The organism is Chryseobacterium gleum (assembly GCF_900636535.1).
Lineage (GTDB): Bacteria > Bacteroidota > Bacteroidia > Flavobacteriales > Weeksellaceae > Chryseobacterium > Chryseobacterium gleum.
In genome coordinates, this window is record NZ_LR134289.1 from 3,379,496 (window position 1) to 3,395,870 (window position 16,375).

General features: G+C 37.6%; 10 protein-coding genes and 1 pseudogene. 7 read left to right on the forward strand and 4 right to left on the reverse strand.

Annotated elements, in window-relative coordinates:
* The first annotated feature begins 37 nt into the window (after positions 1 to 37).
* The 5 genes from EL165_RS15335 (at position 38) to msrA (ending at position 6,492) form a co-directional block, all read left to right on the forward strand.
* Positions 38 to 1,240, forward strand: a complete 1,203-nt coding sequence (locus tag EL165_RS15335) for a PepSY-associated TM helix domain-containing protein (protein ID WP_126358658.1) — start codon at positions 38 to 40, stop codon at positions 1,238 to 1,240.
* The gene (locus EL165_RS15340; protein WP_041461988.1) at positions 1,240 to 3,354 is read left to right on the forward strand and encodes a TonB-dependent receptor; all 2,115 of its coding nucleotides are present in this window, start codon (positions 1,240 to 1,242) and stop codon (positions 3,352 to 3,354) included. The genes EL165_RS15335 and EL165_RS15340 overlap by 1 nt, the downstream gene beginning before the upstream one ends.
* A 48-nt stretch (positions 3,355 to 3,402) precedes the next feature.
* Positions 3,403 to 4,602 (forward strand): PepSY-associated TM helix domain-containing protein, encoded by a 1,200-nt coding sequence (locus EL165_RS15345; RefSeq protein ID WP_002981856.1) that lies wholly within the window; start codon positions 3,403 to 3,405, stop codon positions 4,600 to 4,602.
* Positions 4,603 to 4,692: 90 nt separating this feature from the next.
* Positions 4,693 to 5,661 carry an ROK family protein gene (locus EL165_RS15350; protein ID WP_002981857.1) on the forward strand — a complete coding sequence of 323 codons (969 nt, stop codon included), beginning with the start codon at positions 4,693 to 4,695 and terminating at the stop codon, positions 5,659 to 5,661.
* A 276-nt stretch (positions 5,662 to 5,937) separates the two neighbouring features.
* A complete protein-coding gene (gene msrA / locus EL165_RS15355; RefSeq protein ID WP_002981858.1) occupies positions 5,938 to 6,492 on the forward strand; it encodes a peptide-methionine (S)-S-oxide reductase MsrA in 555 nt (184 codons plus the stop codon).
* A gap of 189 nt (positions 6,493 to 6,681) precedes the next feature.
* Here the strand turns inward: msrA and EL165_RS15360 are convergent, their stop codons facing one another.
* Together EL165_RS15360 and EL165_RS15365 are read right to left on the reverse strand one after the other, a co-directional pair.
* A complete protein-coding gene (locus EL165_RS15360; RefSeq protein ID WP_002981859.1) occupies positions 6,682 to 8,442 on the reverse strand; it encodes a RagB/SusD family nutrient uptake outer membrane protein in 1,761 nt (586 codons plus the stop codon).
* Between the two features lie 11 nt (positions 8,443 to 8,453).
* Positions 8,454 to 11,498 carry a SusC/RagA family TonB-linked outer membrane protein gene (locus EL165_RS15365; RefSeq protein WP_002981860.1) on the reverse strand — a complete coding sequence of 1,015 codons (3,045 nt, stop codon included), beginning with the start codon at positions 11,496 to 11,498 and terminating at the stop codon, positions 8,454 to 8,456.
* 308 nt (positions 11,499 to 11,806) lie between these two features.
* On the opposite strand from EL165_RS15365, the pseudogene EL165_RS15370 reads away from it, so the two are divergent.
* A pseudogene (locus EL165_RS15370) lies at positions 11,807 to 12,904 on the forward strand (phosphatidylinositol-specific phospholipase C1-like protein).
* 140 nt (positions 12,905 to 13,044) lie between these two features.
* Here the strand turns inward: EL165_RS15370 and EL165_RS15375 are convergent.
* Entirely contained in the window at positions 13,045 to 14,832 is a 1,788-nt protein-coding gene (locus EL165_RS15375) for a metallophosphoesterase family protein (RefSeq protein WP_002981864.1), read from the reverse strand.
* 77 nt (positions 14,833 to 14,909) lie between these two features.
* Positions 14,910 to 15,725: a hypothetical protein gene (locus EL165_RS15380; protein WP_002981865.1), complete on the reverse strand. Its 816-nt coding sequence runs from the start codon at positions 15,723 to 15,725 to the stop codon at positions 14,910 to 14,912.
* Positions 15,726 to 16,104: 379 nt separating this feature from the next.
* Here EL165_RS15380 and EL165_RS15385 point away from each other — a divergent pair, with 379 nt between their 5' ends.
* Entirely contained in the window at positions 16,105 to 16,305 is a 201-nt protein-coding gene (locus tag EL165_RS15385; RefSeq protein ID WP_002981866.1) for a hypothetical protein, read from the forward strand.
* The last annotated feature ends 70 nt before the right edge of the window (positions 16,306 to 16,375 follow it).

Sequence of the window (16,375 nt, forward strand, 5' to 3'; positions counted from 1 at the left end):
TTCAAAGGTTAGCCCCTCATGGGGTTAACTTTTTGCTATGAGAAAAAAGCATCATCATAAAAAGAAGGTTTCTTCAACAAAAAAATGGTCCGCAAAGCTGCATTTGTGGCTGGGTTTATCTGTTGGAATCATTGTATTTATAGTCTCTCTTTCAGGGACTTTATATGTTTTTAAGGATGAAATACAGGATAGCTTAAGAAAAGAAGCCATATATCTTACAAAAGAAGATGTAGGGACAAAACCTTTACCTATCAATCTGCTTCGTGAAAAAGTATCACTGGAACTTAATGAAAAATATCCTGTAAGTGCTGTAGAAATTCCTTTGGATAAAAGTAAATCCTATCAGTTCCAGTATTATGAAAAAAGTAAAAAGGGATGGAATTATTTTCAGCAGGTGCTCATCAGCAAACAGGTCTATGTCAATCAATATACCGGTCAAATCCTTGCGGTTTATGATGAAAAATACGATGTATTCAATATTCTGAAATACATCCATTGGGGATTATTGCTTAACTCAGAATGGGGGCCGTACACGGTGGGAATCCCAACCATTATTTTTGTGATTATGCTGATTACAGGAATCATTTTATGGTGGCCCAAAAACAAAAATGCAAGAAAAGGACGTTTCTGGTTCAATTGGGAAAATGTAAAAAACTGGAAGCGTAAAAATTATGATCTTCATAATGTCCTTGGATTTTATGCCTCATTTATTGCTTTGCTTATGAGTGTTACCGGACTTTATTTTGCCTATCCCTTTGTAAAAAACACTTTTACTTTTGCATTATCCGGCTCATGGGAACTTCCAAAGGAAAAAGAAAGAAAATCTCCGGACTCTCTGATGGCAAAGAATGAAGCTGTTTTTGATCTGGCTGCAGCACAGGCTGAAAACCTGTATTCAAAATCATCCAGCTTCAGAATTACTTTAAACGGAAAGAATAAAAAAGGAAAAGAGCTGAAAAATCTTCCTGTAACGGTTTACGGAATGGATGGAAGATACAGTGAAAGAAACATCCTGACCTTTGACAAATATTCAGGTAAACTACTTGCCAACAAACCTCATCACAATCTCAATACTGCCGAGAAATATTCCAACGCCAATTATGATATCCATACCGGTTCCTACTTCGGAATTATTGGAAAAATCATCTGGTTTATTGCCGGCCTTACGTGTACGTCACTCCCTGTAACCGGATTTCTGGTTTGGTGGGGAAAAAGAAAAAAAAAAGGAAAGAAAATATAATGAAAAAAGTGCTTTTATCAGCTGCCTGCTTAGGAACTACTACCCTTTTTGCCCAGGTAAAAGACAGTTTACAAACTAAAAATGTAGATGAGGTGGTAATGACTGCTTCCAGAAAAAAGGAAAACATCAAAGAAGTTCCTAGCTCTATCACAATTGTTGGTGAAAAGCAGATTCAGTCTCAACTGACTGTTAACTCAGATATTACAAGTATCCTACAGTACACCGTTCCGAGTTTGGGAACCAATTCAGGACAGACTTCCAATACAGGACAGACGTTAAGAGGACGCCAGGTTCTGGTTTTGATTGATGGCATTCCGCAGTCTACACCACTTCGTAACGGAGCCAGAGATTTAAGGACGATTGATCCTTCAGCGATTGAAAGAATAGAGGTGATCAAAGGAGCTTCCTCTATCTATGGAAACGGAGCCGACGGAGGGATCATCAATTATATTACGAAAAGAAACAAAACAGATAAAAAAATCTCAGGAATTTCACAGATTGGTCTCACCGGACAGCCTTATGGTGGTACCTTAGGAGTAAGAGCCAGTCAGCTTGTATCGGGAAAGATCAACAAATTTGACTATACCCTTTCATTAGCTTATGAAAGAACCGGATATACGAAAGACGGAAATGGCGTTTTAATAAGCCCGACTTACAGCATTGCCAAGATGGGCAATTACAACGGATTGCTGAAAATAGGCTATGATATCAACGAAAATCAGAGAATTGAGGCTTCTTACATTGGTTATTCTTCAAGATCAGATCTGAATGTAGGATTAAAAACGGGAAAGTACGGCATAACACCAACCATTGGTGAAGGAATCGGAAAAGGTTTGGAAACAACCCCTCAGGGAACTCCGAAAAACCACAACATCAGAGTGAGCTATGACAATAAAAATCTTTTTGCCAGAACCTCTTTAAATGTCAATCTTTATTACCAGGATTTTAAAACCGTCTACGGCTACAGCGATACGTTCTTCAATGGCGGTCAATCTAATGTAATCTCAAAAAAAGCAGGAGCCAGATTTAATTTCGATACCCAGCTTTGGAGTTCGGCCAACTCTCAGGGAGAAATTATCTATGGAGCTGATATTCTGAATGATGAAACTGTACAAAAGCTGGAAGACGGACGTTTCTGGACTCCTAACATGAATATGACCAATATTGCACCTTTTGTGCTGGCAAAAATTGATCTGTTTAAAAAGTTCACCATCAAAGGAGGGCTTCGCTACGAAAACATCAGAGTAAATGTTGATGATTTCAATACCCTTTCTACCCTTAAAAGTGACGGAACTTTCACCAAAAGCATTCCTGTAGCCGGCGGAAAGCTGAACTATAATGCTTTGGTCGGAAACATTGGTGTTCGCTACAATATTGAACCTTATATCAACCTTTTTGGAAGCTTTTCTCAGGCGTACTCTATCAATGAGTTGGGAAGAATCTTAAGAACCTCAACTTCTGAAACGATCAAAAACCTGGAAACCAAACCGATTATTGTCAACAATTATGAATTGGGCGCTACAGGGCAGCTTTCCAGCTGGATGAATTATGAATTAACGTCTTATGTAAGTACCTCAAAACTGGGAGCCTCATTCGTACAAAGTCCGGACAGAGCATTAATGATTCAGCGATCTCCTGAAATTGTCTACGGAGTCGAAGGATTTTTACACTTTACCCCAGTGAAATGGATCCGGTTTGGCGGAAGCTACAGCTGGATGGAAGGAATTACTTCTGTAAAAGATGACGGTGATTATTCCACAAAAATCAACAACAGCAGAATTTCTGCTCCTAAAGTTTTGGCATATGTGCAGGCCAGACCGATCCCTGCTCTCTCCATTGGATTTGATATGCTTCACTCTTTCCAGCAAAACAGATTTGAACCTAATGCCAAGACGGGATTATATGCTTATGGTGAAGGATATGTACCTGAGTATACTGTTTTCAATTTCAAATCAAGTTATGAGGTTAATAACAACTGGAGAGTATCATTAGGTATTGAAAACCTTTTCAATAAACTGTACCAGCCTGCTATTTCATGGTGGACCGCAAGAGACAGTGATTTTACCAATGCTCTGGGATTGAGAGGAACATTCATGGTTGAATATAGATTTTAATTAAACTAAATAAAGAGTAAGCTTATATTTGCTTTACTTTACTGCGATATGAAGAAAAAGCATCATCATAAAAAGAAACCGGGATTCATTAAAAAATGGTCTGCAAAGCTGCATCTCTGGTTCGGATTGGGCATAGGTTTCCTGATCTTTATTATTTCTATTACCGGAGCATTATACGTTTTTAAGGATGAAGTAGAAAATATCACCCGAAAAGATGTCATCTACCATCATGAGCAGAATATTGAACAGAAGCAGGTACTTCCTATCCGGGTAATGGAAAAGGCTGTCGCGGAACAGGTAAAAGAAAAATATCCGATCCACTGGGTCAATGTTCCAATCGATAAAAAAATGTCCTACATGTTCTTCTGGTACGAACATAATACGGATTCCTGGAATTATTTTGATGAATTTCCTATTTACAAACAGGCTTATGTAAACCCATACACCGGAAAGGTACTGAGAGTTTATGATGAGAAAAACGGATTCTTCAATATTGTAAAAATGATACACTGGAGCTATCTTCTGAAACAGGACTGGGGAACGTATGTGGTGGGAATTCCAGTTATTATCTTTATCATTATGCTCATCTCCGGGATTATTCTTTGGTGGCCCAAGAACAAAGCAGCAAGAAAACAGCGTTTCACTTTCAAATGGAAAAATATCAAAAGCTGGAAACGAAAGAACTATGATCTTCATAACGTATTAGGATTTTATGCATCTATCTTTGCTTTGATCTTTTCCATCACAGGACTTTTCTATGCATTCTTTGTCGTTCAGGCGATGATTTATGTGATCTTTTCCGGTGGAGAAACAAAGTACCCTGACTTCTCCCATATCAAGACAAAAGCTCCCATTGAGCTGAGAACAGAAGGAACGCTTGATAAAATTATAAATACTGTACAGACAAAATATCCCGATGCCTATGGTTTTGCTATAGATCTGGGCCACCCTCACATGGATGATCACGAGCACCCTAACTTTGAAGTGTATGTGAAGCATTTGTCTTATTCTTATCATAAAAGCAGCAGCTTAATCTTTGATGAAAATTCAGGAGAACTTCTCCATACTCATGATCCGAAGGACAAAAACTTTGGCGAGAAAGTGGTAAATGCCAATTACGACATTCACGTAGGGGCAATTTTAGGACTTCCTACCAAGATTATTGCTTTTATTGTAAGTCTTATATGCGCCTCTCTTCCGGTTACAGGATTTATGATCTGGTGGGGAAGAAAAAAGAAAAATCAATAAAAACAGCTTAAGGCATTAAATAAAACTCAGTTAATAATCCATTAATACAATCTTTTTTATAATTTTAGCCCTTAGAATTTAATCATAGAAATGTCATTAATAGATTTATCAAAACAAGTTGCCCTTGGAGTTGACATCGGCGGAACCAATACTAAATTCGGAATCGTAAACCACCGTGGAGAAGTTCTGGATAAAGGAAATCTGAGAACCGATGCTTATGACAAAGTTGAGGATTTCATCGATGCTTTGTATGAACATGTTCATCCCATGATGGAAAAACATGGTACTGAAAAGCATTTTGACGGAATCGGGGTAGGAGCACCCAATGCCAACTACTATAAAGGAACCATTGAACTGGCTCCTAACCTTCCCTGGAAAGGAGTGATTCCTTTTGCCGAACTGATGAAAGCAAAATTCGGTCTCCCTTGTACGGTTACCAATGATGCCAATGCAGCAGCCCTTGGAGAAATGCTTTTCGGAGCAGCCAGAGGAATGAAGGATTTTATCATGATTACACTGGGAACAGGAGTAGGAAGCGGAATCATTGCCAACGGAAGTTTAATCTATGGACATGACGGGTTTGCCGGAGAATTAGGACATACAATAGTGAAACCCGGCGGTAGAAAGCACTGGAGCACAGGTTCTGAAGGAAGTCTGGAGGCTTATGCTTCTGCAACAGGAATTACCATCACCGCAAAGAAAATGAGAGCAGAGTTCCCGGAATCTATGCTGAATCAATATCCTGAAGATGCCATCAATTCTAAAACGGTATACGAATGTGCCATCAAAGAAGACCCTATCGCTATTGAGGTTTTCCGATATACGGGTCAGAAGCTGGGAGAAGCATTAGCTAATTTTGTGATGTTCTCTTCACCTGAAGCTATTCTTTTATTTGGAGGAGTGATTAAAGCGGGAGATTTTATTTTAAAACCAGCTAAGCTTCATATGGAAAGAAACCTTCTTCCTATTTTCAGAAATAAGGTAAAACTGGTATTCAGTGAGCTTGACGAAGCAGATGCTGCCATTCTTGGAGCAAGTGCTTTGGTTTGGGAAAAATAACTGAACGCTATTTTAAATAATTAAGAGCATCCTTTTTTAGGGTGCTTTTTGTTTTTCCCGCAGATTACACAGGTTTTCACAGATGGTATGCTATATTTTCTTGTGGCTATTCGTGAAAAACATTTGCATTATTTGTGTTTAGAAATCATTTGTCATATCTATCATTACAATTTAAGTTTAAGACTTAAAACCGTGTTCAAATGAAAAAGTTTTTCCTATTTTTGATCATCTTTTCCGTATAAAGGAAGAGATCATAAAACAATATAATTACCAACAATGGACAACAATAATTTAGAACAGATTACTTTCGGGGGCGGATGTTTCTGGTGTGTGGAAAGCTGTTTCAATATGCTGAAAGGGGTACAATCTGCTATTTCAGGATATTCAGGCGGACATAAAGACAATCCGACTTATCAGGAAGTTTGTACAGGAGAAACAGGACATGCGGAAGTGGTGCAGATTACTTATGATCCGGCTGTTATTTCTTACGAACAGCTAATGGATGTATTTTTCTTTCTTCATGATCCCACTCAGCTGAACAGACAGGGAAATGATATCGGAACTCAATATCGTTCTGTTATCTATTATAAAGATGATGCAGAGAAGGCAAAAGCAGAAGAAGCCATCAAAGTATCTCAGGAATCAGGAAGATGGGCTGGTACTTATGTCACAGAGCTAACGAAATTCGATAAATTCTGGCCGGCAGAACAGTATCATCAGGGATATTACAATGAAAACCCGACACAGCCTTATTGCAGCGCTGTAGTGGGGCCTAAAATTCAGAAGTTTAAAAAACATTTCGGAGAATTGGGAATGCTGAATGCAGAGTAAAATCTTAAGTTTTGGCTAAAGCCGGATTTGATGATATAATTTCAGTTAAACGGACTAAAGTCCGTTCCTAGTGATATTTAATATCCAAATAGAAGCTGGAATAAGACAAAATCCATATAAAAATAACAGAAGCGAAGAGAGATCTCTTCGCTTCTTGTTTGGCGCAAAAATAATTGTAATATGAAAAAACTAATATCCAGGATTTTGGGTAAAATCTTTTGAAGCATCAATGGTTGCCTGAGGAATCGGGAAAATCCTTCTGAACGGCTGAGAAGCTGGTTTAGCTGTTCCAGGCAAATCAAATTTCCCAAATCTGATCATAGCCTTTCTTCTGTACATTTCCCAATACAGCTCATATCCTGATTCTTTAAATAGCGTATTCAGATCCAAAGAAGTAATAGCAACTCCCGGCGCATTGTTCTTTAAAGCATCATTCGTTCTGCTGGTTCTCAGTTTATTGACATCTGCCAAAGCAGCTGACAGGTTGCCACTTCTTAAATAAGCTTCTGCTCTCATCATATAAATGGTTCCTAATCTGTACAACGGCACATCCATTCCGCTGGTTCCGTTGTTTCCATAACCCGGATCGAATTCAAACTTAAAGTTCCTTACTCCTCTGTTGATCTGGGCCTGTGTAAATACAGATTCAGAAGGGTTATCAAAATTCAGGTCAGGCGTAAAGTCTGCAGCGAGGGTTGTATTTTTTTCAGTAAATAATTTATAAACTTTAATTCTTCCATCTGCTGTCATATCAAAGTTTCCGTCTGCAAGGATTTTAGGCCCGTATTGCTGTCCTACCTGTAATCCTCTGTTGAAATGAAACCATGGTTTTCCTGTTCCCTCCACTTTACTGAACGAAGGTACACTTATATCTGTTCCATCGTTTCTGAACCAGGTACCGTCTGCATACTGGTAAGATCTCTGAAAACGCGGATCATCGTGATTTCCGTTCCATGAATAATAGAATTCCGGGGTGACACAGGAAGCATTCGTTCCTCTATTATCCGGTGACGGCTTTTGGATTCTTTCCATGGACATGTACGCCAGATCATTATCCGAAGTTTTATCCGTATTCTTTTTCTGAACAACTGAAAAGATCATTTCTTTACTCGTATCATTGTTGATATCAAAATTGTGGAAATAATTGGGTTCCAGACTGAAATTCGGATTATTGATCAGCAGATTGGAATATTCAATTACCTTATCCATATCTGTTCCGGAACCATTGACTGCCTGCTCCAAAAAGTTGAAGGTTCCTGCTGTCTTATTCTTCAAAACTGCCCTGTTCAGGTACATATCCGCAAGGAATGCATACGCAGCCTGCTTGGTAAATCTTCCGGCGTGGGTATTCTGGGTCTTAATATCGGCCAGATTCGGAATAAGACCTTCTACTTCAGTAATCAAAGCATCAATAGTAGTTTCTGCTTTTCTGATCTGAATAGGAGCATTGATATTACCCGGATCTCTGTACGGAGCCTGCCCGAAAAGATCTATTGTTGTATAAGTATAATAGGCCAATAAACCTTTTGCTTCTGCTAAAAATAAGGCTCTGTTGGTACTGTTACTTTTTTCGATACTCGAAATGGCCGTCAGAGACTTTGTAATTCCGAAATTAAGCGAGTTCCAGGTTGTTTTCACAACATCGTTACCTGCATCCCATGTAAACTCGTGCATGGCTCTCCATTTTCCACCATCTCCCCAGTCACTTCCTCTTGTAGGTAATAATGCTTCATCAGTAGAATATTCCTGTAAAGCGAAGACATTTCCATGGTCAACAAAAGTACCGTCTCCAAGCTGCCCATAAGCTGCAGCAAGTGCTGCTTCAGGATCTGCTGTTTCAGAACCTAAAACCTCATCAATTACTTTTTCATCAAGATTGGTACATCCTATTAAAGAAAGTACAGCAAAGGATAATATAATTTTATTACTATATAAAAATTTAGATTTCATGATTTTTTCAATTAAAATTTAACAGTAGCTCCCAGAATGAAAGTCTTAGCAGAAGGATAAGTGGTATAATCAATTCCCAGCGACTGGTTTCCGCTTACCTGCTTGTTGGTATCCACCAGCGGGTCATACCCTGAATAACTTGTAATGGTCAATAGGTTTTGTGCGCTGACATACAGATTGATGCTTCTCAGAAATTTCAGCTGGCTGGTATCGAAAGTATATCCTAATCTTACATTATTCAACCTTATAAAATCTGACTTTTCAAGATAAAGAGATGACAACTGAGGCTGGTTGGTAAAGCTTGCTCCGGAATCATAGAAGCTTTTCAGGACGTTTCTGTCTGAGGCTAAATTGTTGATATTTAAATCCAATGCGGTATTATTTACAAGGTAGCCGCCGGTTTGTCCGATGAAAGAAAATGCAAAATCAAATTTCTTGTATCTCATATAAGAATTGATTCCGAATGTAAAATTCGGGATGGCCCCTTCAAAGATTTTTCTGTCATTCTGATCAATTCTTCCGTCACCATTTATGTCTTCATAGATGTATTTTCCGTTCGCATCCACTCCCAGATAATTCAGCATATAAAAAGATCCTGCTTCGTAGCCGTTCTTATAGATATTGGCGGTAACCCCTGACAGCCCTGGTCCCGAAACTTCTCCCGAGTAAATGGCAGACACCGGAAGATCTTTCACTACATTATTGACTGTAGCTCCATTAACATCAACATTCCATGTGAAGTTTTCAGTTTTGATAATTTCCGAACCTAAAGAGAACTCAAATCCTTTATTGACAATTTTTGCATCAACGTTTTTCCAAACCGTACTTGTGGGGCTTAGCGGTCTGGATGGGATATTCAGGATAGGATCTTTAGTGACTTTGTTGTAATACTCCAATGATCCGTACAATTTGTTTCTCCACAAGCTGAAATCCGCACCAATATTGGTTTGTTCCACCACTTCCCATTTCAGGTCAGGATTAGGGGTCCTGTTGATCACTACCCCATTGATGAGGTTGAGGTTATCATACAGATAATATCCTCCTGATGGTGACAGGGAAGAACTCGCCTGGGTGATCTTGTTCGGAACTTCCTGGTTACCGGTTTGTCCCCAGCTTCCTCTTAATTTTAATTCATTAATAATTTGAGAATCTTTCAGAAAATTTTCATTGGAAACAGTCCAGCCTACTGCAACAGATGGGAAATATCCGTATTTGTTGTTCTGCCCGAAACGGGTAGAACCGTCAGCCCTTAATGAAGCTGTTAATAAGTATTTTTTATCATAGTTGTAATTTACTCTTCCAAAATATGACTGCAGCTCATTTTCCTGGGCATATCCCGCAGCAGGAACAAAGGCTTCCCCGGAATATCCAGGATTGATGTCAGGTGAAATACCTGCTCCCTGGTTGGCAATATTTTTCAACCCGAAATAGGTGCCTGTCGTTTTGAATTTTTGATAAGAGAAACCGCCTAATAAACTGAAATTGTGTTTATTTAAACTCAGGTCATAGGTTAAATAATGTTCCAGCAATACATTATAAGAATCAAGGTTGGCCTGAACATACATTCCTTTTGGAGTTCTGTCCGTGATATTCGGATACATTGTCGTATTCCTCTCAGACATTGTTTTATCAATCCCTAAATTGAACTTATAATTCAGCCCCGGTAAGATTCTTAATGTTGCCTCAGTATTTCCAAGGACTCTGAAAGTATTGGTTTTATCGTTATAAACACTCAAAAGATACAATGGATTGTAATGAGCGTTCATATTAAAGTTCGTATAATTCCCATTTTCATCATATACGGAACGTGTAGGATTTGCCATCAGAGCATGGATGATCACCTGACTGTCAGAACCTGCATTTCCACCATTCGGAATTCCTGTTTCTTTGATGTCACTTGCCGTAAGGTTGAGCTTGATTTTTAATCTCTTATTATCAAAAAACGACTCTTCAGCATTCAGACGGGCTGTCGTTCTTTTGAAACCGCTGTTCAGCACAATACCGTCCTGATCCATATGGGATATAGAAGCAAAATAGTTCCCCGTTTCCGTAGATTTTGAAAATGATACTGAGTGATTGGATGAAACGGCATTTCTGAAAATCTCATCCTGCCAGTCTGTATTTCCTCCATGATCATATAATTTGTTGATCCCTGCCGATCTGTATTCATCAGCCGTCATCAGATCCAGTTTTTTAATGACTGAAGAAAAGCCTAAATAAGTATCATATGTAAACAAAGGTTCTCCTTTTTTTCCTCTTTTAGTTGTAACCAAAACAACACCGTTGGATCCTCTGGCACCATAAATAGCTGCCGCAGAAGCATCTTTCAATACAGTAATCGATTCAATATCACTGGTATTTAAAAAGTTTAACGGGTTTTTAGCCTGGGCATTTCCCAAACCGATATTCGGTGCGGTAGCACTTACGGCATCATTACTCAAAGGAACTCCATCTACGACAAATAAGGGAGTACTTCCGCTTCGGATGGAGCCTATACCTCGGATGGAAACATTCACTCCAGCTCCCGGTTCTCCACTCGACTGAACGATACGTACCCCTGCAATTTTCCCTTGCATCAGGTTATCAACGGAAATATTCATTCCCTCTTTAAAATTTTCTGCCTTCAACTGGCTTACTGCTCCTGTTAAATCAGATTTTTTCTGAGAACCATATCCTACGAGAGTCACCTCTTCAATGGAAGTAGATTGTTTTTTAGGCTCTAATTGTACAGATATTGAAGTTCCGGATATTCTGATCATTTGTTCTCCGTATCCATCGTAAGAAATGGATAAAGTCTGCCCAATACTGGCCGAAATGGTAAAATTTCCAGATGCGTCAGTAGAAGCACTGTCCCCGGTTTCTACAACAGTGATCTTTGCGCCTTCTATGGCAGAGCCATTCTGATCCTTTACAGTTCCGGAAATGGTTTCGTTTACCTGTGAAAATACAGGATGGTTTAAAGTAAATCCTTTAGCATCAGCATGGTTCACCACCAAAAAAATTAACGCAATCGGGATTAGTTTTTTAAACTTAAAAAAATTAATTTTGTGGTACATATCAATAAGTAAGTAATTGCACGATGTTACATTGCTTATCAAAAAGCCGCTGTTGTTCCCGCAACAGTGGTTTTCTTTTCAGGCAACGGTTAGTTTTTATTTCGGCATACAAAGTAAAAGGATCTACCACAAATCTATTTTAACATAATATTATCTTAAAGTCAACAAAATATAAATATCTCAGATTGATAAAATAGAAAACAATTAGCAATCAAACGCTTACAACCCTCTATTTTTCTTATATTCACAGAATTTTAAAAATCACTTAACATAATATATAGCTTATCCCCTGCCAAAAGTGATTAATTTTGAACTTAAAATATGTCGAAATAAAAAAGGCTTTTTTTCTGGGGATCTGTGTTTCATCATTCAATCTGCTTTGGGCGCAATCTCAGCATCTTGATGAGTTAAAAATCAATGAAATTCAGGTTATTGGTTCACATAATTCTTATAAAAAAGCGATTCTGCCGGAAGTGTATCATTATTTATCTCAAAAAGATACTCTTAATGTGCTGCCGAAAATTCAGTATGAACACATTCCTATACTCCAACAGCTGGATCTCGGACTCAGAAATCTGGAAATTGATGTATATGCAGACCGTAAAGGAGGAAAATATGCCCATCCGAAAATTCTGGATCTGGTTCAAACAAAAGAGCCTTTCGATCCTGAAAATATAATGAAAAAGCCGGGCTATAAGATAATCCACATTACAGATATTGATTACCAGACCTGGTATTTTACATTAAAAGACTGCCTGAATGACCTGAAAAAATGGTCGGACAGCCATCCGGATCACGATCCGGTTTTTATAACGCTTGAACCTAAAGACGGAAAGGTCAATCAATTCGGAACAGAACCTGAACATTATACGTCAAAACTTTTTGATGATCTTGATAACGAATTAAAAAAGTATCTGGGAAAAGATAAAATAATTACACCTGATGATATTCGCGGCGCTTATACAACATTGAACGAAGCTGTTTTAAAGAAAAACTAGCCCAAAGTAAAAAACGTAAAGGGAAAATTCCTTTTTGTGTTAGATAATAACGGGGAAAACAGGGATTTGTATATTAAAGGGCACCCCTCTTTGAAAGGAAGAATGATTTTTACCAATTCTGCTCCGGGAACTCCCGAATCTGCTGTTCTTTTTATGAATGAACCGAAAAAAGATGATGCGATGATCAAAGATCTGGTCAAAAAAGGTTATATCATCCGTACCAGAGCTGATGCTGATACCATGGAAGCAAGAAGTGAAGACTACTCAAGGTTTGAAAAAGCAAAAGCAAGCGGAGCACAAATTATTACAACAGACTACTATTACCCGAGCAAGCTATTTAAATCCGGTTATAGAGTAAGCTTTGATCATAATACGTATGAAAGAATAAACCCCATAACAGGAAAATAATCCTGTTTCTGTCAGATTTATAATTGAGGAGGCTGTCTGAATGGGCAGCCTTTCTATTTTAAACACAAATAACACTAATGCTTTTAACAAATATTCACCAATCTGTAAGTATGAATTGAATGCTCTTAAAGCATTGTAAATTACAGCTTTCTGATTTCTTTTCTTTTTAAATCTATTTCAAAATGGTCTGCCGGATCTCCGTGGGAAAGTAATGAAAGGATTTTGAAAACAGATTTTAACTGCTGAATAAATGGATCTTTCGAGTTGTTATCTCTGTACAGGGTTTCCAATACATGATACTGCTTCAGCCTTTCTTCAGGAATATCCTTTTTTGCCAGCTCATCTGCAGACTGAAATTGATATACATCCAACAACAGATCATCAAAAGACCAATTTTTAAAATTCTCAGATTTGATTCCTTTAGCTTTTAGCCCTTCTTTATTCTGAATAAGCAGAAGCAGATCTTCCCCATTCAACTCCTTTGCTTTTTTAATAAAATCTTTCGGCCAGTCATCGGGAATCATTCGTAAGCGAACCAGCTCTTTTAAATGAAAAAGCATGAAGTCATGATACGATTTTGTCTTTAATATATCTTTATTCCAAAGTATTTTACCCGTATTTCTTTGTAAAGCATCATATTCTTTTTCATATAAAGGAAACAATTCATCGAAGCGGGGAACTTCGTCTAAAACCTCGGTCTGAATTTCCATCTTATCGGGAGACTGTATGGTCAGAACCTTATATGCCGGCAGATAAGCCGCCAGTGATGGTACCTGAATATTTACCAGAAACGTACCTTCCGTTTTTCTGATTCCTGAATCATTAATATGCATATGACCTGCAAAGTGAACCTGCAATCCCGCCTCAGCAAATACTTTTGCCACTTCCTCCTCCGGAACACGTTCCAGCTGCCACTTTTTTTCGCCCAATAAACTTTTAATTTCATGAGTTGCCCCATCATTAAAATCGATCATTGGATAATGAGTGAATGCAATCAGGGTTTTGTTATTCTTCTTTGCTTCATGGGTAAGTTTCTTTACCCACTGTATTAAATGCAGCTTACTGGTCAGTACATTATTATATCCAATGGCTGCTCCTTTATAATTAGATGGGTTTGCAGGATTTTCGCTAAGATTTTTTGGTATATAGGTATTACCGTCAATAGCAATCATCCGTACACCTTTCACAGGTTCAACAACATAACTGAAATCAGGAACAGAAAATCCTTTGGCTACTTCATACATTCTTTTCGAATAGTCTGCAGCCTGCAGCCCTTTTCCGTAAGAGTAATTTTCAAATGAATTGCGATCAAAAGGAGTACTCCAAAACAGGTCTTCTTTCTGAGGATAAAAACCAAAGTCTTTCAATTCATTTAAAATTTCAAGATATCCTGATTCGGCAATATCTCTTGTAATTACTTTCTCCATTGATTTCCCCACATCTTTCCGACTGTAAATTCCCAGTGGGTTTCCATCAGTCCCCAGAAAATCGTCTTTCCCTCCGTCATTTCGAAACGGTCCAACGGGATCATGGTTTCCTGTGGTTAAATAAAAACGGATTCCGTATCTCCTGTGATATTCTTCTAAAATTTTATGAAGTCCACGCAGATTATAAGCCTGTCCGTCATCTGAGAAATCACCGGGCATCGCTACAATTTTAATTCCTTTCACAGCAATATCATCCAGCGCTTTAAGAAAGGCAAAGTAATTCTCATTGAAGATTCTTGTGGAATGCAACTGAGAATCCATGGTTCTCAGAATAGTAGATTTTCCCGTTTTCGGATTGATAATTCCCTTAAAATCATGGTCCGAAAAACTCCCGTACAGGTCCTGGAAATGGACATCCGAAAGAAAAGCAATCTGCACGGGTTTCTGTGCATGAAAAAGGGTAAACATCAATAATATAACAACGAATATTCCTTTGTTCATCTTTTAAAATAAGACGAAATTACAGGAATTGAGAAGGAAATATTTTAATTGAATTTTAAATAATTGTGAAGGAAGTTTCATTCTTCTAATTCTGCATTTTTTCCGGCATAATTTTCCAATATTCTTTCAGAAACATCTCTTAATGTCTTTTCATTCTCAGGATGTTTTCCAAAACTCGTAAAGAATTCTACATGATTTTTACTTTTATTATACCACACTTTTCCTAAGGAATTTTTAACAGTCAATGTGTCTGGTCTTGTAATTTTTTTGAAATACTTAAACATATATTCATTCATTGGAACAACCTCCACTTGAGAACCTAGAGAACTACTATCCGTTGCCATATATCTATCTTTATCCCAATACATATAGGCTTTATTAATTGCAGGAGGCTCCCAGCCAGAAATAATGCCAAAAGATTTAGAATTTTTGCCATTAGAGAAAACAACGCCTCCAGTAACAAGAAATAAAATAAAGGTCATTTCTAAAATACCTAATCCATTTTTTCTAATCAAATCTGGTAATAAAACTGTTGGTGATACAGTAATAATTATCTGCTGAACTTTATCAGATATATCTTTGAAACTTAAACCAAAAATATTTGTTGCATCTTTTCCCTCCAGACTTATCTTATCACAAAAATTATTAAAATCAGTATACCCTATATATTTACTTAGACAGTCTAACGCAATATCATCAATATTATAATCTTCATTTTCTTGGACTAGGCTGGTATAATATCTTGTATATGACCTCTCATCTCTTTTAAAACCATATTGTTCTTCAAAAAGAGAACTTAAATAGCCAGAAACAGAATTTTTACTTCCCCTTGGAAGCTCACTTTTTGCTTTCTCGAAAACGGTTTTCATTAAAAATCTTTTCTTCTCATACATAATTTTTCAGGTATTAATTATTTGCTGTCCAAATTAGACAAAAACAAGACGTTAAAATTGCGGTTTTCCGTAAAAATCAAACACTTACAATATATCTAACTGTCCATCGCCTGTCTGAGTATTTGAGGTTATATACAAGATATTTGTAAAAGAAATCAGAACAAAAAATAACATTAAAAAATCTAAAACCTGATTTCAAAAATCACCAGATAAAACGGAGGAAAACTCCGGATTGGGAAGCAGATGTTTCTCCTCCGTTTTTGAAGGTTCACTTCCCTAAAAAATTAAGAAGCGCTTCGAAATTTTAATTGTGTACAGCCTGAGATAAATACATCTCGGGAGGAAGAAAAACTATTTCAACTTCAAAAATTTTAAGGAAATGATCGAGATTATATTGATGCTATTAGGTTTAGCATTCTCAAACAATAATGCCAATACAACAACTGCAAATGATAATAACCCAACTACTGTAACAACTCAAACTCAAGGTGGGGCTACGGATCCTGGAGGATCTACAGGGGAAAGTGGGGGAAGCGATACGGGAGGAGACACAGGTCCTGTTCTGCCACCTAAAAAATAGAAAATCAAACCGTTCTACATTAGAGCGGTTTTTTTTATTTTAGTAAAATGATACGATATCTATTACTTAT

Excerpts from the sequence above, each read along its gene's own strand:
- EL165_RS15345 (WP_002981856.1), top strand. The coding sequence starts at position 3,403 with ATGAAGAAAAAGCATCATCATAAAAAGAAACCGGGATTCATTAAAAAA.
- EL165_RS15350 (WP_002981857.1), top strand. The coding sequence starts at position 4,693 with ATGTCATTAATAGATTTATCAAAACAAGTTGCCCTTGGAGTTGACATC.
- EL165_RS15340 (WP_041461988.1), top strand. The coding sequence starts at position 1,240 with ATGAAAAAAGTGCTTTTATCAGCTGCCTGCTTAGGAACTACTACCCTT.
- EL165_RS15365 (WP_002981860.1), bottom strand. The coding sequence starts at position 11,498 with ATGTACCACAAAATTAATTTTTTTAAGTTTAAAAAACTAATCCCGATT.
- EL165_RS15375 (WP_002981864.1), bottom strand. The coding sequence starts at position 14,832 with ATGAACAAAGGAATATTCGTTGTTATATTATTGATGTTTACCCTTTTT.
- msrA (WP_002981858.1), top strand. The coding sequence starts at position 5,938 with ATGGACAACAATAATTTAGAACAGATTACTTTCGGGGGCGGATGTTTC.
- EL165_RS15380 (WP_002981865.1), bottom strand. The coding sequence starts at position 15,725 with ATGTATGAGAAGAAAAGATTTTTAATGAAAACCGTTTTCGAGAAAGCA.
- EL165_RS15335 (WP_126358658.1), top strand. The coding sequence starts at position 38 with ATGAGAAAAAAGCATCATCATAAAAAGAAGGTTTCTTCAACAAAAAAA.
- EL165_RS15360 (WP_002981859.1), bottom strand. The coding sequence starts at position 8,442 with ATGAAATCTAAATTTTTATATAGTAATAAAATTATATTATCCTTTGCT.
- EL165_RS15385 (WP_002981866.1), top strand. The coding sequence starts at position 16,105 with ATGATCGAGATTATATTGATGCTATTAGGTTTAGCATTCTCAAACAAT.